Raw genomic sequence first — 22,164 nt, forward strand, 5'->3', positions numbered from 1 at the left:
CTACCCGAAGAGGGTGCGCGCCTCCTCGTAGCGGGCGTCCGGGACCGTCTTGAGGGTGCCGAGCGCCTCGGCGAAGTCCACGTGGTAGATGTCGGTGCCGCGCAGGGCGACCATGCGGCCCCAGTGCTCGGCGACGACGGAGTCGATGGCGGCCATGCCCAGGCGGGTCGCGAGGACGCGGTCGAACGCGGTGGGCGTGCCTCCGCGCTGGATGTGGCCGAGCGTCGTGGCACGGGTCTCGATGCCGGTGCGCTCCTCGATGAGCGGGGCCAGCAGCTCGCCGATGCCGCCGAGGCGGGGCCGGCCGAAGGCGTCGAGGCCGCGCTCGGAGTGGGCGTCGTCCATCGTGTCGAGCGAGAAGCCCTCGGCGACCACGACGAGCGGTGCGCGCCCGCGGTCCTGCGCGCTCTGCACCCACTCGACGATCTGGTTTAGGGAGGTGCGCTTCTCCGGGATGAGGATGACGTGGGCGCCCGCGGCCATGCCGGAGTGCAGGGCGATCCAGCCGACGTGGCGGCCCATGACCTCGGCGACCATGCAGCGGCCGTGCGAGTCGCCGGTGGTGCGGAGGCGGTCCATCGCGTCGGTCGCGATGCCGACGGCGGTGTCGAAGCCGAAGGTGTAGTCGGTGGCGCCGAGGTCGTTGTCGATGGTCTTCGGGACGCCGACGATCTTGAGGCCCGCGTCCGTGAGGCGCTTGGCCGCCGCCAGGGTGCCCTCGCCGCCGATCGCGATGATCGAGTCGATGCCGTTGCGGTCCATCATCTCGGCGATCTTCTCGGGGCCGCCGTTCTCGCCCTCGAAGGGGTTCGTCCGGCTGGTGCCGATGATCGTGCCGCCCTGCTTGGCGATGCCCTGGATCTCGGGGCGGCCCAGGGGCAGGAGGTCGCCGTCGACCACTCCGCGCCAGCCGTTCCGGAAGCCCACGAACTCCTGGTCGTAGACCTTGATGCCCTTGTAGACGGCACCGCGGATGACGGCGTTGAGGCCGGGGCAGTCGCCACCGGAGGTCAGGATCCCGATCTTCACCCGCTCAGGTTAGAGGACCCGGTGAACGGATGTGCACGCGGACGACGACGGGCCCCTCCTCGCCGCCCCGAGGAAGGGCCCGTCGTCGTGCTCGGTGCTGGTGGGACTAGGTCGTGACGAGCTCGCCGTTGACGCCGCGGGGGAAGAATCCGCCGGTGCGCGTCCCGGCCGCGGGGTTCAGGTACACGATGTTGAGGACCTGGCCCGGGGTGCGGCTGAACGCGATGGAGCTGCCGTCGGTCGGGACGATGTTCGCCTGGCCGTTGACCTTGACGCCCTGGTCGAGGTCGGTCTTGCCGTCGAGGCTGTCGCGCGCGTCGGAGAGCTTGTTCGCCGAGTCGGACAGGTCGGCGGCGTAGATCGCCGAGCGGATCGCGCCCGCGTGGTACGCCTCCACCGCGAGGATGCCGGCGGCCGCGTCGAGGTAGGTCTTCGACTGGATGAGCGGGGCGGCGCCCTTGTAGGCGGTCACTCCCACGTCCTCGAAGACGAAGGCGCCGAGCAGGAAGTTCGACTCGCTCGCGAACGGGTCGAACGACTGACCGGCCTTGATCAGCCCCGCCGCAACGGCGGCGGAGTTGAAGCTGTCCTTCAGGTTGATCGCCGGGCGGGCCACCTTCGCGGTGCCCAGCGCGGCCCGCAGGAACTGCACGTGGGCCTTCTCGTCGTTCGCGACCTCGGTGGCGAAGCTCTTCAGCCACGGGGTCTTGAAGTCGACGGGGCGGCCGCCGATGACGCCGCCGGGCGTGCCCTTGCCGGTCACGTCCGAGCCGCCGAGGCCGGTGCCGTAGACGGCGCGGAGGTAGAACTCGGCCTCGAGGTACTCGAGGTTGAGGGCGAAGTTGAGGATCGAGGCGTCGCTGGGGCCGCTGGCAGCGACCTCCTCGGCGGAGGCGGTGGGCGCGGCGAGGGCCGCGGCTCCGATGCCGAGGCCGGCGACGCCGGTGGCCTCGAAGAAGCGGCGACGGTCGAGAGCGGTCTCAGAGCTCTTGACGATCGCGTTGCGGATGAAGGTCGTGTCGAACATGTGCGCATCTCCAGTGGTAGGCGGGTGCCGGGCGGCTGGAGCGCCGCCGCGACAGCGCGAAGCTACGCCCGGGATCGACCTGCTGACCAGTGGAAACGGGCGATCGGATCCGCGCATGTGTTCACGCCGTCTGAACCAATCCGCCGGGCGTGTCGCTCCGAACACGTCGTGGATGGGGGTTCTGTGGAGGAGCGTCCGATCCGGTGTCGGAGCCGCCGGTTACCATCACTGCGTGTCGATCCCCGCCCCTGCTCCGGAGCCCGCCTGGGCGACGGTCTACGCGCCGGCGGAGCCGGTGAGCCTCGCGCTCACCCTCCGCACGCTGCTGCGGGGCTCGGGCGACCCGACCATGCTCCTCGACGCGTCCGGCTTCTGGCGGGCGTTCCGCACGCCGCTCGGCCCGGGCACCCTGCATCTGCGGCAGGCGGTGGACGGCGCGGTCCACGCGCGCGCCTGGGGCGGGGGAGCGGAGTGGCTGATCGACGCGGTCCCCGAGCTCCTCGGCCACGGCGACGACTGGAGCGGGCTCGACCTGTCGGCCCACGCGCCGCTCGCCGAGGTGCTCCGCCGCTCGTCGGGCCTGCGCCTCACGCGCGCGAACCTGGTGTTCGAGATGCTCGCGCCGTCGGTCCTCGAGCAGAAGGTCACGAGCACGGAGGCGTGGCGCGCCTACCGGGTGCTGGTGCGCCTCCACGGGGAGCCCGCCCCGGGGCCGGTCGCTCTGCACGTGGCTCCGAGCGCGCAGCAGTGGCGGCGCGTGCCCTCGTGGGACTGGCACCGCGCGGGAGTGGATCCGCGGCGCTCGCGGACCGTCCTCACCGCCGCGCTCGTCGCCTCCGGCCTCGAGCGGACCCTCGCGCTCGGGCGGGGCGGCGACGAGGTCGCCCGCCGGCTGCAGTCGGTGCCGGGGATCGGGCCGTGGACGGCGTCCGAGGTGATGATGCGCGCCCACGGAGATCCGGACGCGGTCAGCGTGGGCGACTACCACCTGGCCGCGGCCGTCGGCTTCGCGCTCACGGGCCGGCTCGGGGTCGACGACGACGGCATGCTCGAGCTCCTCGAGCCGTGGCGCGGGCACCGGCAGCGTGTCATCCGGCTGATCGGCTGCAGCGGAGCGAGGAAGCCGCGGCACGGCCCGCGGATGACCATCCAGGACCACCGCCGGCACTGATCCGCTCCTCCACAGGGGCGGCTCGCGGGCGAGTCGGCGCGACCACCGCGTCACGCCGCGTCCGGGCGGCGGGTCGGGCTTAGCCTCGGAGGATGCAGCAGTCGACGACCCCAGGTGTGCCCGGCAGCGACCCGGAGCGCGAGCCCGACGACGCGGCCGTGCGGAGCGGGGTCGACGCGACGATCGGTGGTCGGACGCCGGAGGGCGGCACGGGGTCGGACGACGAGGTCGAGGCCGGTGAGGCGCGCGACTCCGTGAGCGGGGCCGAGGTCGTGCCGGCGCCGGAGTCCGCGTCCGAGGACGTGGCCGAGCCTCAGGACGACCAGGAGTCCGACGCTGAGGACGTGGCCGAGCCTCAGGACGAGCAGGAGTCCGACGCTGAGGACGAGGACCTGCGCGAGCCCGGTGTTCAGGACGAGGACGAGGTCGTGCGCGACGCTCAGGACGAGGCCGTGAGCGAGCCCGATGCAGAGGACGAGGTCGTGCGCGACGCTGAGGACGAGGTCCTGCGCGGGCCCGACGCCGCGTCGGAGTCGGAGCTCGCCGCGCCCGCCGCCGCCGAGCCCGAGGTCGACGACCGCCCGATGATCGAGCGCGTCGAGTCCCTGGTCCGCCGCTGGATCGCGCGCAGCGGCGAGTTCCCGGTCGAGCCCGCCGCCCAGCGGCTCGCGGGCGTGCTCCAGGACCCGAACGGACTCGACTTCACCGTCGGGTTCGTCGACGGCGTCGCCCGGCCCGAGGACCTCTCGGTCGCGGCCGAGAACCTCGCGGCGCTCACCGCGAAGACGCCCGCCTTCCTCCCCTCCTACCTGCGCGCCGCGATCAGCACCGGCGGCGCCGTCGGCCCCGTGCTGCCCTGGGTGGTCGTGCCCGCGGCCCGCCGGGTCCTCCGCCGCCTCGTCGGGCACCTCGTGGTCGACGCCTCGGAGGCGCGTCTCGGTGCGGCCGTCGCCGCGCTGCGCGAGGGCGGCGACCGGCTCAACCTCAACCTCCTCGGCGAGGCCGTGCTCGGCGAGCGCGAGGCCCGCCGCCGCCTCGAGGGGACCCTCCGCCTGCTCGAGCGGCCGGACGTCGACTACGTCAGCGTCAAGGTCTCGAGCGTCGTCAGCCAGCTGTCGATGTGGGCCTTCGAGGAGGAGGTCGACCGCGTCGTGGAGCGTCTCACCCCGCTCTACCAGGCCGCCGCGTCCGGAGCCGACCCCACCTTCATCAACCTCGACATGGAGGAGTACCGCGACCTCGACCTGACGGTCGCCGTGTTCCGGCGCCTCCTCGAGCAGCCGGGCATGCTCGACCTCGAGGCGGGCATCGTCCTGCAGGCCTACCTGCCCGACTCCGTCCGCGTGCTCGACGAGCTGACCGGGTGGGCGCAGGAGCGCCGGGCCCGCGGCGGAGCCCCGATCAAGGTGCGCGTCGTGAAGGGCGCGAACCTCGCGATGGAGCGGGTCGACGCGGCCCTGCACGACTGGCCGCTCGCGACGGTCGGCAGCAAGGTGGAGGCCGACACGAACTACAAGCGCCTGCTCGACCGGGCACTGCGGCCGGAGCGCGTCGACGCGGTGCGCGTGGGCGTCGCCGGGCACAACCTCTTCGACCTCGCCTGGGCGTGGCTCACGGCGACCGAGCGCGGGGTGACCGGCGCGGTCGAGATCGAGATGCTGCTCGGGATGGCGACCGGGCAGGCGCGCGCCGTCCGCGAGGACGTGGGACGCCTCCTCCTCTACACGCCCGTCGTGCACCCGCACGAGTTCGACGTGGCCATCTCGTACCTCATCCGCCGGCTCGAGGAGAACAGCAGCCCCGAGAACTTCCTCTCGGCCGCGTTCCGCCTCGACGACGAGGAGGTGCTGCAGCGGGAGCTCGGCCGCTTCCGCGCCTCGCTCGAGGCCCTCGACGACTCCGTCCCGCCGCCGAACCGCACGCAGGACCGCCTGCGGGAGTGGTCCTCCGGCTCCGGCCGCCGCCTCGTGCAGGAGCACGCCCGCGCCGGCGAGCGGGCGCAGGACCCGGCCGCCGCGGGCCTGACGCAGGCCGTCCTCGGCCTCAGCCGCGGCTCCGGTGCCGCCGCCGCGACCGCGGGCTTCCACAACGAGCCCGACACCGACCCCGCCCTCCCCGGCAACCGCCGCTGGGCGCGCCTGATCACCGAGCGCATCGCCGGCTCGACCATCGGAGCGGGCACGGCCGACGCCGCGCGCGTGAGCACCGAGGCGGAGCTCCAGGAGGTGCTGCGCGCGGTGTCCCGCCGCGCGGAGCGCTGGGGCGAGCGCCTGGGCTACGACCGAGCGGCCGTGCTCGACCGCGCCGGCCTCGTCCTCGCCGCGAACCGCGACCGCCTGATCGAGGTGATGGCCTCCGAGACCGGCAAGACGATCGCCGAGGCCGACCCCGAGGTCTCCGAGGCCATCGACTTCGCCCACTACTACGCCACCCGCGCCCGCGAGCTCGACGCCGTCACCGGGGCCACCTTCGTCCCCGCGCGGGTCACCGTCGTCGCTCCGCCGAGGAACTTCCCGGTCGCCATCCCGGCCGGATCGATCCTCGCGGCGCTCGCCGCCGGCTCCGGAGTCGTGGTGAAGCCGGCGCCCCAGGCCCGCCGCTCGGCGGCTGTGCTCGTCGAGGCGCTCTGGGACGCGGGCGTCCCGCAGGAGCTCCTCGCCCTGGTCGACCTCGACGAGGAGGAGCTGGGACGGGCGCTGATCACCGACCCCCTCGTGGACCGCGTGCTGCTCACCGGCTCCTACGAGACCGCCCGCCTCTTCCGCTCCTGGCGGCCCGGCCTCGCACTGCAGGCCGAGACCAGCGGCAAGAACGCGATCATCGTCACTCCCCACGCCGACTACGACCTCGCCGTCGCCGACATCGTCCGCAGCGCCTTCGGGCACGCCGGCCAGAAGTGCTCCGCCGCCTCCCTGGTGATCCTGGTCGGCTCGGTCGCCCGCTCCAAGCGCTTCCGCGCCCAGCTGGTCGACGCCGTCACGTCGCTCCGCGTCGGCCGGCCCGACGACCCGTCGGCGGTGATGGGGCCGCTCATCGAGGAGCCCACCGGCAAGCTCCTGCACGCGCTCACCACGCTGGGCGGAGGCGAGTCGTGGCTCGTCGAGCCGCAGCGGCTCGACGAGAGCGGCACGCTCTGGTCGCCCGGGATCCGCGAGGGCGTCACCGAGGACAGCTACGTCCACCTCACCGAGTTCTTCGGCCCGGTGCTCGGGATCATGCACGCGGCGACCCTCGAGGACGCCGTCCGGATGCAGAACGGCACCGAGTACGGGCTCACGGCCGGGCTCCACTCCCTGCACGCCGACGAGCTCGCCCTCTGGATCGACTCGGTCGAGGCGGGCAACCTCTACGTCAACCGGGGCATCACCGGAGCCATCGTCCGGCGCCAGCCCTTCGGCGGCTGGAAGCGCTCGTCCGTCGGCGGCGGCGCGAAGGCGGGCGGACCCAACCACCTCATCGGCCTCGGCTCCTGGAAGCCCTCGCCCGCGCGCTCCTCCTCGACGCTGCACCTGCGCGGCCTCGACGACCGCGCGCGCCAGTTCATCGAGGCGGCCCAGTCCTCGCTCCGGTTCGAGCAGTTCGACCTGCTCCGCCGCTCCGCCCTCTCCGACCAGCTCGCCTGGGCGACCGAGTTCGGCGTCGTCACCGACATCTCGAAGGTCGGCGTCGAGCGGAACCTGTTCCGCTACCTCCGCGTGCCGATCGCGCTGCGCCTGGCCGACGGCGGCGACCTCGGAGAGCTCCTCCGCGTCATCGCCGCGGGCCTGCTGACCCGCTCCCGGATGGACATCTCCACGTCCCTCCCGCTCCCGCCGCGGGTCCAGGAGATGCTCGGCGGCGACGAGCTCGCCGAGATGGCGGGCCTCGTCCCGCGCATCGTCGTCGAGACCGACGCCCAGTGGCTCGAGCGCGCCGCGGCCGGCCGCATCACGGCGCCGCGCATCCGCATCATCGGCGACATCGTCTCCGACCGCGTCGACGGCTATGCGGGCCCGCAGGCCCCCGGCAGCCCGACGCACGGACAGCAGGCCGTCGTCCGCCGATCGTCCGACTCGACCGGCTCCTTCACCGACGTCGTCGCCGGCATGACCCGCGGCAGCACGGGAACTCCGGTCCCGCTCACCCGCGCCGACGGATCCCGCGTCCCCCTCGCGACCGCCCTCGCCGAAGCCCTCGGCGGCGCCCTCGACACCGCCGTCTACGCCGACCCGGTCACCCCCGCCGGCCGCGTCGAACTGCTGCCCTTCCTCCGCGAGCAGGCGATCTCGATCACGAACCACCGCTTCGGCAACCCGATCGATCTGAGCGACGACGTGCTGTAGTCGATTCCACGCCCGTCCCTGACGGGCGTGGCGCGGTCGGCTTCGCGACGGGGTGCGTTCTGTGGAGCGGGGGGCGTTCGGCTACAGCGATCCGCTGGTACGCGGATCGCTGGTTCGCCTCGGGGGTGGTGCTCGCGGGGATGGTGTGGATTCTGTGTGGCGCGGTCGGCTTCTCGACGGGGTGCGTTCTGAGGAGCGGGGGCGTTCGGCTACAACGATCCGCTCGCACGCGGATCGCTGGTTCGCCTCGGGGGTGGTGCTCGCGGGGATGGTGTGGATCGTGTGTGGCGCGGTCGGCTTCTCGACGGGGTGCGTTCTGAGGAGCGGGGTGCGTACGGCTGCAGCGATCCGCTGGTATGCGGATCGCTGGTTCGCCTCGGGGGTGGTGCTCGCGACTGGTTCGGAACGCGGGTCGCGAGGGCCGACGGAGGGACTTACTTGTCGCGGCAAGTAGTGGGTAGGGTGGGGGGATGAGTGCGCCCGAGACACGCTGGCTGACGCCCGATCAGCTCGACGCCTGGCTGCGCTTCATCGCGGTCGTGGAACTGCTGCCGGGGGCCCTCGACACGCAGCTGCAGCGCGACGCGGGACTCACGCACTTCGAGTACCTGACGCTGGCGATGCTGTCCGAGGCGCCCGACCGCGCCCTCCGGATGACCACGCTCGCCGCCCGCACCAACGCGACCCTGCCCCGCCTCTCGCACGTGGTGACCCGCCTCGTCGCCCGCGGCTACCTCGAGCGCCGCCCCTGCGCCTCCGACGGCCGCGCCACGAACGCGGTGCTCACCGACGCCGGCCTCCAGAAGATCGTCGACACGGCGCCCGGTCACGTCGCGACCGTGCTGGCCGACGTCATCGATCCGCTCGACGCCGAGCAGATCCCGCAGCTGGCCGACATCATGTCGCGCATGCTCGCCCGGCTCGACCCCGAGGGCAGGATGACGGTCGACGCCGTGCGCTCCTCGCTCGGAGACCCCGACACCCGCTCCTGCTGAGCGCACCGACCCCTCGCTCCCGGGGCGGACCGGCCTCGGCCGCGGCCGAATTCATGTACAGGGACTCCCGGACGTGCCCGTCAGGGTCCTTGAGGCCGCGCCCGCATGGAGCCGAGGTCCTGCACCGCGACCGGCTCGGCGCCGCCGGAGGCCGGCCCGTTCCCGAGCACCTCGCCGACCTCCTCCCTGCTGCCGACGCTCACCGCGAAGAGGCCCTGCACCCGGGAGCGCGCGTCGATGATCTCCTTCGATCTGGAGGTCGAGAAGGAGGGGTGCGGGAGGAGCATCGCGGACACGTGCTCGGAGGCGACGGAGCAGGCGGCGTCGTCGCTGAACAGCGGATTCAGGGCTGAAAAGGAGATCCAGGGTCCGGCCGAGCGCCGGGGAGAACGCCCTCGAGCGCTCCGGATCCGTGAACGGGAGGTCGACGAGGATCGAGTCGACGGCCCTCCTCGTCAGTACAGCGATCGGCCGCGCGACACGCGGGAGTCCGTGCCATCATCGCCTCGTGCAGTTCACCACGACGCTCTTCCAGATCGGCAACAACACCGGCATCGAGGTGCCGCCCGAGGTCCTCGAGGCACTCGGCGGCGGCAAGCGTCCCGCCGTCGCGGTGACGGTGAACGGCTACCGCTTCACCAGCACGGTCGGAGCGATGGGCGGACGCGCGCTCATCCCGTTCTCGGCCGACAAGCGCCGCGAGACGCAGCTCGCCGGCGGTGACGCGATCGACGTCGTGATCGAGCTCGACACCGCGCCGCGCGAGGTCGTCGTGCCGGAGGACCTGGCGTCCGCGCTGGCCTCGGCGGGCGCTGCGGAGCGCTTCGCCGCGCTCTCGCCGAGCGCGCGGAAGGCCCACGTCACGTCGGTCGAGGGCGCGAAGGCCGCCGAGACGAGGGCGCGCCGCGTCGCCTCGATCGTCGCGGCGCTCGTCGGCTGACGGGCGCGCCACGGTCCGGGACGCCACCTCGTCGCCGGATAGGCTGCCTCCGGCGCCCCACGGCGGAGCGCTCTGGAAGCGGAGTCGGGGGACTTGATGGGTGCGGTTCGGCGTTGGGTGTTCCCGATCGTGTGGATGGTCATCATCGGAGCGGCGAGCATCGCCCTGGTGAAGATCGCGTTCTTCCCGGACGGCGCGGCCGAGGCCGATCCGACGCAGCCGACCGGTGAGATCACCGAGCCGACCGTCACGGTCGCCCGCGGCACGGTCACCAACGACCTCACCCTCCAGGGCACCGTCGCCGCCGACCCCGCCGTGCCGCTGAAGGCGACGGCGGCCGGAACGGTCGACGACGTCTACGTGCAGCAGGGCGCGGCCGTCGCGTCGGGCGATCTCATCTACGACATCCGCGTCGAGACTCCGCGCGACCCGGTCGAGACGACCGGCCCGGACGGCGCCGTCACCCTCACCCAGCAGGAGCCCTCCGTGCGCTTCGAGCGGGTCTACGCCGCGACCGGCGGCACCCTCAGCGCGCTCGGCGTCATCCACGACCAGGCCGTCACGGTCGGCGAGGTGACCGGACAGGTCGCGCCGCCGAGCTACGCCGTCACCGGCACGATCGACGCGCAGCAGCTCTACCGCATCCAGAACCGGCCGACGGAGGCGCAGGTCGCGATCACCGGCGGGCCCGCCGGCTTCACCTGCACCGACCTCACCATCAGCACCCCTCTCGCCGGAGCCGGCGAGGGCGGCACGACCGGCGGAGCGACGGACGGCGGCGGTGGAACCTCCACCGGCGGCTCCGGCACGAGCTTCACCTGCCAGGTGCCGACGGAGGTCACCGTGTTCCCCGGGCTCGCCGCCTCGGTGACGCTCGCGGGAGGCAAGGCGGAGGACGTCCTCGTCGTGCCGACCACCGCGGTCGAGGGCACCGCCCAGTCCGGCGTCGTGTTCCGCCGGGCGGACGACGGCAGCACCGAGGAGGTCCCGGTGACGCTGGGACTCACCGACGGCAGCTCCGTCGAGATCACCGGCGGAGTGGAGGAGGGCGCCGAGCTCCTGCAGTTCGTGCCGGGCGCGGAGGAGGCTGCTCCCGACGTCCAGCTGGGCGGCGACTGCATCGCGCAGCCCGACGGCTCGGTCTTCTGCTCGTGACGATCCTCCGGCTCGAGGGGATCCGCAAGGTCGTCCCGCTGCCCGACGCGCCGCCGCTGACGATCCTCGACGGAGTCGATCTCGAGGTGGGCGAGGGCGACCACGTCTCGGTCGTGGGCCGCAGCGGTTCCGGCAAGTCGACGCTGCTCAACATCCTCGGACTCATCGACGAGCCCACCGAGGGGCGGATGCTGCTCGAGGGCGCTCCCACCGAGACCCTGTCCTCGCGGGCCCGCGCGCGCATCCGCGGCGGCAGCATCGGCTTCATCTTCCAGCAGTTCAACCTGCTGGAGGGGCGGACCGCCCGCGAGAACGTGATGACGCCGCTGCTCTACGCGACCGGATCGGAGTTCTGGCGCCGCCGCGACCTCGCGGCCGAGATGCTGGAGCGGGTCGGCCTCGGGCACCGCGTGGACTCGATGCCCGGGCGCATGTCCGGCGGCGAGCAGCAGCGGATCGCGATCGCCCGCGCCCTGGTGCGCCGACCGCGGCTGATCCTCGCCGACGAGCCGACGGGCGCCCTCGACACCGACACCGGCGAGAGCGTGATGGGCCTGCTCGACGAGATCGCCCGCGAGTCCGGCTCCGCGCTGGTCACCATCACCCACGACCCGGCCATCGCGGCGCGGGCCGAGCGCCACTACCGGCTCGACCACGGCCGCCTGGGCTCGACCGCGGATGCGGGCCCCGTCGCCGAGGGGGTGGTCCTCTGATGCGCGCGCTCGTCGGGATCGCCGGCGCGATCGTCGAGGCGTGGACCGAGCTGCGGATCCACCGCGGCCGCGTGCTGCTCTCGCTGATCGGAGTCGCGGTGGCCGTCGCCGCCCTGACCGCGGTCGTCGCCGCCGGTGGCATCGCCCGCCAGGCCAGCATCGAGCAGGCCGAGCGCTCCAGCGGGCGCCCGGCGAGCCTCTTCCTCTCCGCCTACCCCTCCGGTACCGGCACCTCCGAGGTGGATGCCGACGCACTCCAGGCCGCGTGGACCGGTGCGCTCGAGCGCTACTCCATCACCTACGCGAGCCGCTCGACCTACGGCAGCGCGCGCGTCCAGTTCGCCGACGGCGCCGTCGACGTCGCGGTGCAGGCGGTCGACCAGCCCTTCGCCGAGATGCACCGGCTGAAGATCGTGGACGGCTCCTGGTTCACCGCCCGCGACTCCCAGCGCCTCGCTCCCGCCCTCGTCGTCAACGAGCGCTTCTGGGAGCGGATCGGGAGCCCGGATCTGCGCACCCACCCGGTGGTCACCCTGCTCGGCTCCGAGCGCGACGTCACGGGCGTGGTGGTCGGCGTGACTCCCTCCTCGCAGTTCGAGACGGATCCGTCGATGATGATGCTCGCGGACGCCTACCCGGCGGTCGCCCGCGACGCCGACCCGCAGTACGGCGGGCAGGGCGTGCCGAACTACGAGATGTGGGTGCCGCTCGACCTGGCCGAGCCCCTCGCCGCGGCGGTGGAGCGCGACGTGGCCGGCGCCCTGGGATCCGACTTCGAGGTGTCGGTCGACCGGCAGGACTACCTGGTCTACGACTCCGACCCCTTCGGCGTGCTGACCTGGGTGATCGGCGGCGTGGCGGGCCTGGTGCTGGCGCTCGGCGCGCTCGGACTGCTCAACATCGCCCTGGTCACCGTCCGGCAGCGGATCCGCGAGATCGGCATCCGGCGCAGCTTCGGCGCCTCCTCCGGCCGCATCTTCTTCTCGATCATGATGGAGAGCGTCGTGGCGACCGTCGTCGCGGGAGTGGTCGGCGTGACGGTCGCGGTCATCCTCGTCACCAACCCGTGGACGGTGGCCTTCGTGCAAAACAACGGGATCGCCGACATCCCGCCTTTCCCGGCCGAGGCGGCGCTGCTCGGGCTCGGGGCGGCGACCCTCGTCGGCGCGCTCGCGGGCCTGGTGCCGGCGATCGTCGCCGTGCGGGTGAAGGTGATCGACGCGATCCGCTACTGAGGCCCGCCGAGGGTGACGACGAGCTCGTCGCCCTCGAGCGCGGCGCGCGCGTCGGAGTAGTGCGCGATCCGGGGCAGCCCCCGGGTGCTCGCACTCTCGTGGCTCCCGACGACGATCACGCGCATGCCCGCGTCCAGACCCGCCCGGATGCCGGCCTCGGCGTCCTCGAACACCAGCGCTTCCTCGGGGGAGACGCCGAGCAGGGCCGCGGCGGCGAGGTAGCCGTCGGGAGCGGGCTTGCCGTTCGCGACGTCGTGCGCGGTGACGACGGTGTCGGGGGAGGGGACGCCCGCCGCAGCCAGACGTGCGGCCGCCAGCGCCGGGCTCGCGGACGTGACCAGGGCGACGCGCTCGCGGGGGAGTGAGGCGAGGAACGCCGTCGCGCCGGGGATCTCGACGGTGCCCTCGGTGTGCTCGAGCTCGTACGCGTCGAGCTCCGCGACGATCGCGTCGACGTCGCTGCCGGCCGGAGCGAAGCGGCGGACGCTGTCGGCGGCGCGGACACCGTGAACGGCGCCGAGCACCGCGTCGTGGTCGAGAGCGAAGCGCTCGGCGAAGGCGCCCCAGATGGTCTCCACGACGGCCGTCGAGTCGACGAGCGTCCCGTCCATGTCGAAGAGGGCGGCGCGGGCTCGGAGGAGGTGGGGCATGCGTCCATCCTGGCGGTCGGCGGCCTCCGGCGCCTGCCGGTGCGGACAGCGCTCGGACAGCGCGCGATCAGCCCGCCCTCAGGCCATGCATCGTGTCGCGGCGCTACGGTGGTCCGAGATCGCGGGCAGACGCCCGGAGGGGAGTGGAGGACGCCATGACGGACGACAACGGAACCGGCACGGACCAGGGCGCGAGCACGGGCGGCGAGGCCTCCGGACCCCGCGCCGGGTGGTACCCGGACCCGGCGGGCTCGTCCCGTCAGCGCTGGTGGGACGGGACCGGCTGGACGGAGTCGCTCCGCGACGCGCCGGCGGCCACTCCCACCGCCCCGGCCGAGAGCGGGTCGGCGCAGGCCGCCGCGACTCCCGTTCCGCCGACCGCACCGACTCCGCCCTCGCCGCCCGCCGAGCGTCCCGCCTACGGGGAGACGTCGAGCGGAGCGGCGACGAGCTACGGGCAGTCGGCCTCGGGTCGGTATCCGCAGCAGCCGTCGTCCGCCGACCCGCAGCAGAGCTACGGGCAGCAGGGCTACGGCCAGCAGGGCGCCGGTCAGCAGCCGCAGCCGCAGCAGCCCTCCGGCCAGCAGCAGCCGCAGCAGGGCTACGGCCAGCAGGCTCCCCAGCAGTACGGCCAGCAGGGGTACGGCCAGCAGCCCTACGGCCAGCAGCCGCAGCAGCCCTACAACCAGCAGCAGCCGCAGTACCCGGCCTACTCCGCGGCTCCCGGAGCACCCGTGCAGCAGCGTGACACGAGCATCGTCACGTCCACCCCGTGGATCTGGGTGGTGGTCCTCCTGCCGCTGCTCTCGGCGCTGTCGATCTTCCTCCTCCCGCCGAGCGCGATCGTCGACTCGTCGATGGCCTCGACCTACGGGCCGAGCTCCTCGATGGGGATGTCGACGGCCTACCTCGTCGGCCTCGGCGTGCTCCAGGTCGTCGGCTTCCTGATCTACGCGGCGGAGGTCGTCTTCGCCTTCCTCGACTGGCGCCAGCTGAAGCGAGCCGGCCTGCAGCGTCCGTTCCACTGGGCGTGGGCCTTCCTCGCCGCTCCCTACGTCTACGTGATCGGCCGCAGCGTGGTCGTGAAGCGCGTGACCGGCGGCGGCCTCCTCCCGCTCTGGGTCTTCCTCGGCGTCGTGGTCGTGTCGTTCCTCATCGCGATCGGCTGGACGGTGTCGCTCTTCTCCCAGATGACGCAGGCCTTCGCTCCCGCGGGCTTCTGAACCCGTGCGCGCCGCCGATCTCGTCCTGACCGGCGGCGCCGTCTTCACCGCCGACGCCGTGCGCTCCCGAGCGCACGGCGTCGCTGTCGTCGGAGGGCGGATCGTCGCGGTCGGCGCCGACGCCTCCGACCTGATCGGGCCGCGCACCGAGGTGGTCGACCTCGAGGGCCGGATGCTCGTCCCCGGCTTCCAGGACGCCCACGTGCACCCGGTCTGGGGCGGCGCCGCGCTGCTGCGCTGCTGGCTCGGAGCGGGTGGATCGCCCGCCGAGCACCTGGCGACGGTCGCCGGGTACGCGGCTCGGGAGAGCGGAGCGGAGTGGATCCTCGGCGGCGGCTGGAACCTGCCCGACTTCCCCGGAGGAACCCCGACCGCCCGCGAGCTCGACACGGTCGTCCCTGACCGGCCCGCCTTCCTCACCAACGCCGACGGGCACGGCGCCTGGGTCAACTCCGCCGCACTGCGCCTCGCGGGGATCGACCGCACGACGCCGGACCCCGCCGACGGCCGCATCGAGCGCCTGGCCGACGGCACCCCCTCCGGCACCCTGCACGAGGGGGCGATGGACGCGGTCCGCCGCCATCTCCCGCCCGCCAGCGCGGACGAGCTCCACCGCGCGCTGCTCCTCGGGCAGGAGACCCTGCACTCGTTCGGAGTGACGGCGTGGCAGGACGCGATCATCGGCTCCTACGGCGATGTGGGCGACCCCGGTCCGGTGTACCGCCGCGCGGCGCTGAGCGGCGAGCTGACCGGGCGCGTCCGCGGTGCGCTGTGGTGGGACCGGGGCCGCGGCGTCGAGCAGATCCCGGAGCTCGTCGAGCGGCGCGCGGCGCTCGCCGCCGACCGCTTCGCGCCGACGACCGTCAAGATCATGCAGGACGGGGTCGCCGAGAACTTCACGGCGGCGATGCTCGAGCCCTACCTCGACGGGCACGGCGGCCACGGTCACGGCGACGGCCTCTCGATGGTCGACCCGCGCCTCCTGAGCGAGGCCGTGCCGCTCCTGGACGCGGCCGGGTTCCAGGTGCACTTCCACGCGATCGGCGATCGCGCCGTGCGCGAGTGCCTGGACGCCGTCGAGCGGGCGATCGAGGCGAACGGGCGCCGCGGCAACCGCCACCACCTCGCCCACCTGCAGGTCGTGCATCCGGACGACCTGCCGCGCTTCCGTGCGCTCGACGTCACGGCCAACCTGCAGATGCTGTGGGCCTCGCTGGAGCCGCAGATGGTGGAGCTGACGCTGCCGTTCCTCGGCGAGCGGCGCGGCTCGTGGCAGTACCCCTTCGGCGCCCTGCTCCGCTCGGGCGCGGTGCTCGCCGCGGGGAGCGACTGGCCGGTGTCGACGCCCGACCCGCTCGCCGCGATCCACGTCGCGGTGAACCGGCTCTCGGCGCCGTCCGAGCGCGAGCCGGGGTGGAGCGAGGAGGTGTTCCTCCCGGGGCAGCGCCTCGACCTCGCCACCGCCCTCTCCGCCTCCACGGCCGGCTCGGCGTGGGTGAACGGCCTGGAGGGCGAGTCGGGCTCGATCGCCGTGGGACTCGCGGCGGACTTCGCCCTGCTGGACCGGGACCCCTTCGCCGGCGACCCCCGGGCGATCGGGGACACCCGGGTGCTGGGCACCTGGATCGGCGGCGAGCGCGTCCACACCGCAGCGGACGCGCCCGCCTGATCCGGGTCGTTCAGGAGGCGGCGCTCAGCAGGTGATCGCTCCGCCGATGATCCCCGCGAGCAGCCCGCCGGTCGCGGAGGCGATCGCGCCGGGACCGGAGATCGCACCGATCACCCCGCCGGTCGCGGCACCGCTGACGCCGCTCCCGGCGACGCAGTGGCCCCATTCGGGCGAGCTCCAGTCGCTGTTCAGGTGCAGGCCGCCCACCGCCGAGCGGGACGCCGAGTCCGGGGCGAAGTGGAAGGTGAGCGTGTCGGAGTCGTCGATCGACCAGTGGCCCGACACGGTGCGGCCGCGTCCGACGTCGATCCTCTCCGGGAGTGCGTCGGACGTCTCGGCGCCGTCCGTGAAGCCGACCCCGCCGCCCGCCAGCTCGACGATCCGCGTGTCGTCGGTGACGTCGAAGGTCACCGTCGACGCCGATCCGCCCCGTGCCTCGAGGTGCACTCGGCTGCTCGTCTCCTGCCTCGCCGGCTCGGCGTGCGCGGCCTGCGCTGTGAACAGCGGCACCGCCAGCAGAGCGGCCGCCGCCGCGACCAGTGCCGTGCTCGTCCTCTGTCGTTCCATCGTCGTTCCCTCCCTCGGATTCCGATCCAGGAGGGAGGGCTCAGCGCCGTCGGTCGACGAGGGCGAGGACGACGGACGCCACCGCTGCCGCGACGGCGGCGGTGACCACGACGTCCCACGGATCCTCGGCGCCCACCGCGGTCGCGACGAGGTGCCCGGCCAGGACGCCGACGAACAGTGCCGGCAGCATCAGCCAGATGCGCCGTCTCCGTCGTGCCGCCGTACCGGCCTGTTCCCTGTCGCTCATGCTCGCCCTCCTGAATTCACCATACAGGTATGGAGTACCAGGCGGTCGCGACGCGCGTCGAGGAGATGGCGCGATCCGTCAGGCCTCGCTGCGCTGGATGAGGCGGGAGAGGACGATCGCGGAGCGCGTGTGGTCGACGTTGGGCGCGATGCGGACCTTCTCGAGGGCGAGCTCGAGGCTGGGGATGTCGCGCGAGCGGATGTGGACGATCGCGTCGGCGGAGCCGGTGACCGTGCCCGCGTCGACGACCTCGGGGACCGCGGAGAGGATGCGGCGGAGCTCGTCCGGAGCGACGGTGCCGCGGCAGAAGAGCTCGACGTAGGCCTCGGTGGCCATCCCGTCGACCGCGGGGTCGACCTTGATCGTGAAGCCGCGGATCACGCCGTCGGCCACGAGGCGGTCGACGCGGCGCTTCACTGCGGAGGCGGAGAGCCCGACCACGCCGCCGATGTCGCCGTAGCCCGCGCGGGAGTTCTGGCGCAGCAGATCGAGGATCTTCCGATCGATGTTGTCCATGCTCCGAGGATAGGCGCGGCCGGAGCGGCGCCTGGACGGCAGCAGAGTGCCACTGGAGATTCGTGACGCCCGGCTATATAGTTGCTCTCGGTCAATAGTTGATCGCAGTCAACTAGAACCGCCGCCGTGCTGAAGAGGAGCCCATGTCACACCCCGAACACCGCGCCGCATCGCGCGGAACCACCGCGCCGCACGCCCCCGCCGGGCCGGACGGCGCCATGTCGCACCGCCAGGTGCTCGAATCGCTCAGCGGCCTGCTGCTGGGCATGTTCGTCTCGATCCTCGCGGGCACGGTCGTGTCGACCTCGCTGCCCCGGATCATCTCCGACCTCAAGGGCGACCAGAACGCCTACACCTGGGTCGTCACCGCGACCCTGCTCGCGACCACGGTCTCCACCCCGCTCTGGGGCAAGTTCGCCGACCTGTTCAACCGCAAGCTGTTGATCCAGCTCGCCCTCGGGCTGTTCGTCATCGGCTCCGCCCTGGCCGGCTTCTCGCAGGACACGAACATGCTGATCGTCTTCCGCGTGTTCCAGGGCCTGGGCGCCGGCGGACTCGCCGCGCTGAGCCAGATCATCATGGCCGACATCATCAGCCCCCGTGAGCGCGGCAAGTACGCCGGCCTCTTCGGCGGCGTGATGGCGATCGGCACCGTCGGCGGCCCGCTCCTGGGCGGCGTCGTGACCGACGCGTTCGGCTGGCGCTGGAACTTCTTCATCGCGATGCCCGTCGCGATCGTCGCGATCGTCCTCCTCCAAATGACCCTCCGCCTCCCCGCGCACCCGAAGCGCAAGGTGCGGATCGACTACCTCGGCGCCGTGCTCATCGCGGGCGGAGTCTCGCTCCTGCTGATCTGGGTCTCCCTCGCCGGCAAGAACTTCGACTGGGCCTCGTGGGAGACCGCGGTCATGGTCGGCGGTGCCGTCGTGCTGCTGATCGCCGCCGTGATCACCGAGCTCACCGTGGCCGAGCCGATCATCCCGATGGGGATGTTCAAGAACCGCACCTTCAGCCTCGCCGTCGTGGCGAGCATCTCGGTCGGCGTCTCGATGTTCGGCGTCGCCGTCTTCCTCGCGCAGTACATGCAGCTGGCCCGCGGAGCCACGCCGACCCAGTCGGGCCTGCTCACCATCCCGATGATGGCCGGCCTGCTGATCGCGTCGACGATCTTCGGCGGGATCATCTCGCGCACCGGCAAGTGGAAGGCGATCATGATCAGCGGCGGCGTGCTCGCCGTGATCGGCACCTCCCTCCTCAGCACCCTCCGCTACGACACGGACCTGGTCCTCGTCGGGATCTACATGGCCGTCCTCGGTGCCGGCCTGGGCATGCTGATGCAGAACCTCGTCCTGGTGGTGCAGAACTCGATCGAGGTGAAGAACCTCGGCGTCGCGACCAGCGCGGTCACGTTCTTCCGCAGCCTCGGCGGCACCGTCGGAGTCTCGGTCCTGGGCTCGATGCTCGGCACCGTGATCGCCGACCGCATCAAGACCGGCATCGCGGGGCTCGCTCCCGCCGACCAGGCTCTCGCCGCGCAGGCGCTGGGCAGCGGCACGATCCCGCAGCCGGCCACCCTGCCCGACGCCGTGCGCGTCGTGGTCGAGAGCGCCTACGGGATCGGCGTCGGCGACGTGTTCCTCTACAGCATCCCGCTCGCCGTGGTCACGCTGATCGCCGTCGTCCTCCTGCCGAACGTGAGCCTCGGCTCGAAGAACGCGGTGCAGCTCAAGGCGGAGCCGACCACTCCGCTGCAGGCCGCGGAGGACGCCCTCATCGCCGCCTCGGACGGCCAGGCGGCGCTCCGCCCCGTCGGCCAGGCCCGGCGGACGGACGACGCGACGCACGCCCGGGAGGGTCGCGAGGCCACTCCCGTCGGACACGGCCGCCACGCCGACGAGGAGCGGCAGGAGGAGCTGGTCGGGCACGCCCGGCACGCCGCTCCCACCGGCTCCGTCGACGTGATCGAGCGCTCCTGATGCCCGCCGCCGCGCCCTCGGCCGAGGCGCTGCACGAGGTCGAGGAGCAGATCACCGTGCTCGCCGTCCAGGTGCGCCTCGCCGTCCGGGACGCGGCGGCGTCGATCGACCCGGCGCTGCCGCCCTTCGGACTGCGGCTGCTGCGGGTCCTCGAGCGCTGCGGTCCGGTCCACTCCGGCGCCGCGGCGGAGCGGCTCGGGGTCGACCGCAGCGCGATCAGCCGCCAGGCCCGCCAGCTCGCCGAGCTGGGCCTGGTCGAGATGACCTCCGATCCCGCCGACGGCCGAGCGCGGTTCCTCTCGCTCAGCGCGGCCGGATGCGAGCGGATGCGCGACCTCGGCGGCCGTCAGCGGCAGCGGATGCAGGAGGCGCTGAGCGCCTGGCCCGAGGAGGACCTGCGTGCGTTCGCGGGATACCTGGAGCGGCTGACCGCGGCGGAGTGAGCCGCGTGATCTGGACGAGTGGCGCGGACCGATGCGGTCCGCGCCACTTCTGCGTGCCGCCGGACGCGGCGCGGGCGCGCTGACCGCGCGCCGTCTCGCGCCACCCGGTGCCGACGCCGTCGTAGTCGTTCTACATTTCCTGAGATGTTCTCACTCAGGAGGCGATGACCCTGTTCTCTTTCGACCACGCAGCAGCGGCGGAGCTGGTCCGCGCCTCGGACGAGGCGGCGGAGGCGCTCGCCTCCCAGGGGCTGCTGAGGTCCGTCGCTGCCGAGTACGCGCTGGGCGAGTTCCGCGGCGCGTACGCCGAGCTGTTCCGCCGGGTCTGCGTCTGCGACAGGGAGAACCGCGGTCGGCTGAGCGCCGAGCTGCACGAGCTCGCCGACACGGTGCGGCTCGTGGCACGGAAGGCCGAGGAGGAGCGTCGGCGCCGGGAGGAGTACGCGGCCTGGGAGCGGCGGGCGGACGAGCGCGAGCAGCAGCGCCGCCTCGATCCGGTCGCGGCCCTCGCGGCGGGAGTCGAGGAGGTCGTCGACCGGCCGCCGTCCGATCGGCCGGTCGTGCCTCCGCCGATCCGTGCGCTGTTCTCCCCCCGGTCGGTGCCCCGCACGTCCCCGGGCGGCCCCGCCGCGGGAGGCACGACCTCCGCCGACCCCGAGCGCCTCGACGTCTTCGTCTCGCAGACCCGGCAGGCGGACGAGGCGATGCGCTCCCGGCTCCAGGATCTGATGGCCGCCTGGGGAGCCTTCGGCAACCGCTGCTCGTGGGCGCCGGTCGAGTCCTTCTCGGTGCTCCGGGGCTTCCGCGAGCTGCTGTCGATCGGTGCGGCCGACGCGACCTGGGTCGAGCAGATCTCCCTGGCCTTCACCGCCGCGGGGGGAGCGGCGCTCTCCGTTCCGGTCCTCGACGCCGTCGGCACCCTGGCGCGGCCCCGGGGCGGCCGGAGCCTGCTCGACTCCCTCGCGGCGCTCTCGTCCGACGATCTCGCGACACTCCTGGCGGCGTCGCCCGACCTCGCGGCGCGCCTCGGGCGACTGGCTCCGACCCTCGTGAACGACTGGTGGCGGAGCCTCGACTCCACGGACGGCGCGCGCTTCTCGCCGCAGCAGGCGGCGCTGGTCGCCGGTCTGCCCGGGGTGATCGGAAATCTGGAGGGTGTTCCCTACCGCGCCCGGGTGAGGGCGAACGAGAGGGCGCTGAGGGCGCGGATCGTGGCGCTGAGGAGCGAGGCGGCGGGCCTGCGCGGGAAGGCGGGCGACGGGGAGCGACTCGCGGCGGTGGAGTCGCAGCTGGTGGCGCTGAGGGACGTGCGGGCATCGCTCCGGCGCGGTCTCGGTCAGGACCCGCGCTTCCTCATCTCCCTGACCGCCGACGAGCCTCCGCTCGCCGCCGTCTCGATCGGCGATCCCGACACCGCCACGAACGTCACCTACGCCGTCCCCGGGATGGGACAGACGACGGAGAGCATGACCCGATGGACGAAGGCGTCGCAGAATCTGCAGTCGCTCCTCCCGCCCGGCAGCGCCGTCGTCTCCTGGATCGGCTACGAGACCCCGCCGATGGCGCGGCTCGGCGGGAACGGCATGGACGTCCTCACCTCGAACCAGGCGGTCGCCGGCGGCGCCGCACTCGCCTCGGCTGTCCAGGGGCTCTCCGCGGTCCGGGGCGACGACCTGCCGAAGCCGAACGTCGTCGCCCACTCCTACGGCAGCACCGTCATGGCCGTCGCCGCCTCGCGCTCGGACGTCGAGCTCGGGGTCGTCGTGACGCTGGGCTCGGCCGGCCTCCCGGACAGCGTCGACGAGGCGAGCGACCTGCACGCGGAATCCGTCTTCGCGGGGCAGGCGCGGGACAAGTACCTCGGCGAGACCGAGAGCGGCGACGAGGCCGCGTGGATGGGCCGCGCCTTCAGCTGGAACCACCACACGGATCCCGCTGACGAGGACTTCGGCGCGCGCGTCTTCGGTGTGGAGACCGGAGGCGACGCCGGGAGGATCGTGACGGATCACGCTGCGCTGAAGAGCGACGACGGCGATCTCGCGGGGTATCTCGACACGAACACCGAGTCCCTGCAGAACGCGGCGTGGGCCGTCTCCCGGCGACTCGACCTGCTGACCGAGAACCGGCCGCTCGGACCGACCGCCTTCCAGAAGGCGGTCGTGGGAGCCTCCCATGGCGGGTAGAGGCTCTCCTCAGCGGACGGGCGTCGCGCTGACCGTCGCCGCTCTGCTCGTGATGTCGATGACCGCTTGTGCAACGGAGAAGGAGGCGAGACCGGTGAGCACG

19 protein-coding genes are annotated in these 22,164 nt (G+C 73.1%); 12 read left to right on the forward strand and 7 right to left on the reverse strand.

The window, feature by feature from the left end; translation table 11 throughout:
- Both C5C30_RS04350 and C5C30_RS04355 read right to left on the reverse strand, forming a co-directional pair.
- Nucleotides 1–1,029 carry a 6-phosphofructokinase gene (locus C5C30_RS04350; protein ID WP_104226151.1) on the reverse strand — a complete coding sequence of 343 codons (1,029 nt, stop codon included), beginning with the start codon at nucleotides 1,027–1,029 and terminating at the stop codon, nucleotides 1–3.
- 106 nt (nucleotides 1,030–1,135) lie between these two features.
- Nucleotides 1,136–2,056 (reverse strand): ferritin-like domain-containing protein, encoded by a 921-nt coding sequence (locus C5C30_RS04355; protein WP_104222865.1) that lies wholly within the window; start codon nucleotides 2,054–2,056, stop codon nucleotides 1,136–1,138.
- A 232-nt stretch (nucleotides 2,057–2,288) separates the two neighbouring features.
- Between C5C30_RS04355 and C5C30_RS04360 the strand changes: the two genes are divergently transcribed.
- The 3 genes from C5C30_RS04360 to C5C30_RS04375 all read left to right on the forward strand — a co-directional run bounded on the left by C5C30_RS04360 (nucleotide 2,289) and on the right by C5C30_RS04375 (nucleotide 8,544).
- On the forward strand, nucleotides 2,289–3,227 hold the full coding sequence (locus C5C30_RS04360) for a DNA-3-methyladenine glycosylase (RefSeq protein WP_258063215.1): 939 nt from the start codon (nucleotides 2,289–2,291) through the stop codon (nucleotides 3,225–3,227).
- A gap of 584 nt (nucleotides 3,228–3,811) precedes the next feature.
- On the forward strand, nucleotides 3,812–7,549 hold the full coding sequence (locus C5C30_RS04370) for a proline dehydrogenase family protein (RefSeq protein ID WP_104333277.1): 3,738 nt from the start codon (nucleotides 3,812–3,814) through the stop codon (nucleotides 7,547–7,549).
- A 470-nt stretch (nucleotides 7,550–8,019) separates the two neighbouring features.
- The gene (locus C5C30_RS04375) at nucleotides 8,020–8,544 is read left to right on the forward strand and encodes a MarR family winged helix-turn-helix transcriptional regulator (RefSeq protein WP_104233099.1); all 525 of its coding nucleotides are present in this window, start codon (nucleotides 8,020–8,022) and stop codon (nucleotides 8,542–8,544) included.
- A gap of 80 nt (nucleotides 8,545–8,624) precedes the next feature.
- On the opposite strand, the gene C5C30_RS04380 is transcribed toward C5C30_RS04375, so the two are convergent.
- Nucleotides 8,625–8,840, reverse strand: coding sequence for a hypothetical protein (locus C5C30_RS04380; protein ID WP_104319165.1), 216 nt, complete (start codon nucleotides 8,838–8,840; stop codon nucleotides 8,625–8,627).
- Between the two features lie 212 nt (nucleotides 8,841–9,052).
- Here C5C30_RS04380 and C5C30_RS04385 point away from each other — a divergent pair, with 212 nt between their 5' ends.
- The 4 genes from C5C30_RS04385 to C5C30_RS04400 all read left to right on the forward strand — a co-directional run bounded on the left by C5C30_RS04385 (nucleotide 9,053) and on the right by C5C30_RS04400 (nucleotide 12,587).
- Nucleotides 9,053–9,484 (forward strand): YdeI/OmpD-associated family protein, encoded by a 432-nt coding sequence (locus C5C30_RS04385; RefSeq protein ID WP_104262748.1) that lies wholly within the window; start codon nucleotides 9,053–9,055, stop codon nucleotides 9,482–9,484.
- A gap of 135 nt (nucleotides 9,485–9,619) precedes the next feature.
- Entirely contained in the window at nucleotides 9,620–10,639 is a 1,020-nt protein-coding gene (locus C5C30_RS04390) for an efflux RND transporter periplasmic adaptor subunit (protein ID WP_104222862.1), read from the forward strand.
- Nucleotides 10,636–11,352, forward strand: coding sequence for an ABC transporter ATP-binding protein (locus C5C30_RS04395; protein WP_104233102.1), 717 nt, complete (start codon nucleotides 10,636–10,638; stop codon nucleotides 11,350–11,352). Before C5C30_RS04390 ends, C5C30_RS04395 begins: the two co-directional genes overlap by 4 nt.
- Nucleotides 11,352–12,587, forward strand: coding sequence for an ABC transporter permease (locus C5C30_RS04400; RefSeq protein ID WP_104333240.1), 1,236 nt, complete (start codon nucleotides 11,352–11,354; stop codon nucleotides 12,585–12,587). Before C5C30_RS04395 ends, C5C30_RS04400 begins: the two co-directional genes overlap by 1 nt.
- On the opposite strand, the gene C5C30_RS04405 is transcribed toward C5C30_RS04400, so the two are convergent.
- Nucleotides 12,581–13,237: an HAD-IA family hydrolase gene (locus C5C30_RS04405; protein ID WP_104233104.1), complete on the reverse strand. Its 657-nt coding sequence runs from the start codon at nucleotides 13,235–13,237 to the stop codon at nucleotides 12,581–12,583. The two genes, C5C30_RS04400 and C5C30_RS04405, sit on opposite strands and share 7 nt — an antisense overlap.
- A 155-nt stretch (nucleotides 13,238–13,392) precedes the next feature.
- Between C5C30_RS04405 and C5C30_RS04410 the strand changes: the two genes are divergently transcribed.
- Nucleotides 13,393–14,460, forward strand: coding sequence for a DUF2510 domain-containing protein (locus tag C5C30_RS04410; RefSeq protein WP_146081478.1), 1,068 nt, complete (start codon nucleotides 13,393–13,395; stop codon nucleotides 14,458–14,460).
- Nucleotides 14,461–14,464: 4 nt separating this feature from the next.
- The gene (locus C5C30_RS04415) at nucleotides 14,465–16,129 is read left to right on the forward strand and encodes an amidohydrolase (RefSeq protein ID WP_104333241.1); all 1,665 of its coding nucleotides are present in this window, start codon (nucleotides 14,465–14,467) and stop codon (nucleotides 16,127–16,129) included.
- 24 nt (nucleotides 16,130–16,153) lie between these two features.
- Here the strand turns inward: C5C30_RS04415 and C5C30_RS04420 are convergent, their stop codons facing one another.
- The 3 genes from C5C30_RS04420 to C5C30_RS04425 all read right to left on the reverse strand — a co-directional run bounded on the left by C5C30_RS04420 (nucleotide 16,154) and on the right by C5C30_RS04425 (nucleotide 17,459).
- A complete protein-coding gene (locus C5C30_RS04420; RefSeq protein ID WP_104269353.1) occupies nucleotides 16,154–16,696 on the reverse strand; it encodes a hypothetical protein in 543 nt (180 codons plus the stop codon).
- Nucleotides 16,697–16,736: 40 nt separating this feature from the next.
- Nucleotides 16,737–16,943, reverse strand: a complete 207-nt coding sequence (locus C5C30_RS17300) for a hypothetical protein (RefSeq protein WP_146076614.1) — start codon at nucleotides 16,941–16,943, stop codon at nucleotides 16,737–16,739.
- A gap of 78 nt (nucleotides 16,944–17,021) precedes the next feature.
- Nucleotides 17,022–17,459: an Lrp/AsnC family transcriptional regulator gene (locus C5C30_RS04425; protein ID WP_104222855.1), complete on the reverse strand. Its 438-nt coding sequence runs from the start codon at nucleotides 17,457–17,459 to the stop codon at nucleotides 17,022–17,024.
- A gap of 218 nt (nucleotides 17,460–17,677) precedes the next feature.
- Here C5C30_RS04425 and C5C30_RS04430 point away from each other — a divergent pair, with 218 nt between their 5' ends.
- From C5C30_RS04430 to C5C30_RS04440, 3 genes are all read left to right on the forward strand, one after another.
- Complete coding sequence (locus C5C30_RS04430; RefSeq protein ID WP_104333242.1) at nucleotides 17,678–19,435, forward strand: MDR family MFS transporter; 1,758 nt, start codon at nucleotides 17,678–17,680, stop codon at nucleotides 19,433–19,435.
- Nucleotides 19,435–19,878 (forward strand): MarR family winged helix-turn-helix transcriptional regulator, encoded by a 444-nt coding sequence (locus C5C30_RS04435; protein WP_104319163.1) that lies wholly within the window; start codon nucleotides 19,435–19,437, stop codon nucleotides 19,876–19,878. Before C5C30_RS04430 ends, C5C30_RS04435 begins: the two co-directional genes overlap by 1 nt.
- Before the next feature lie 164 nt (nucleotides 19,879–20,042).
- The gene (locus C5C30_RS04440) at nucleotides 20,043–22,061 is read left to right on the forward strand and encodes an alpha/beta hydrolase (RefSeq protein ID WP_104319162.1); all 2,019 of its coding nucleotides are present in this window, start codon (nucleotides 20,043–20,045) and stop codon (nucleotides 22,059–22,061) included.
- Nucleotides 22,062–22,164 lie beyond the last annotated feature (103 nt).

The organism is Rathayibacter sp. AY2B5 (assembly GCF_002931645.1).
Classification (GTDB): Bacteria; Actinomycetota; Actinomycetes; order Actinomycetales; family Microbacteriaceae; genus Rathayibacter.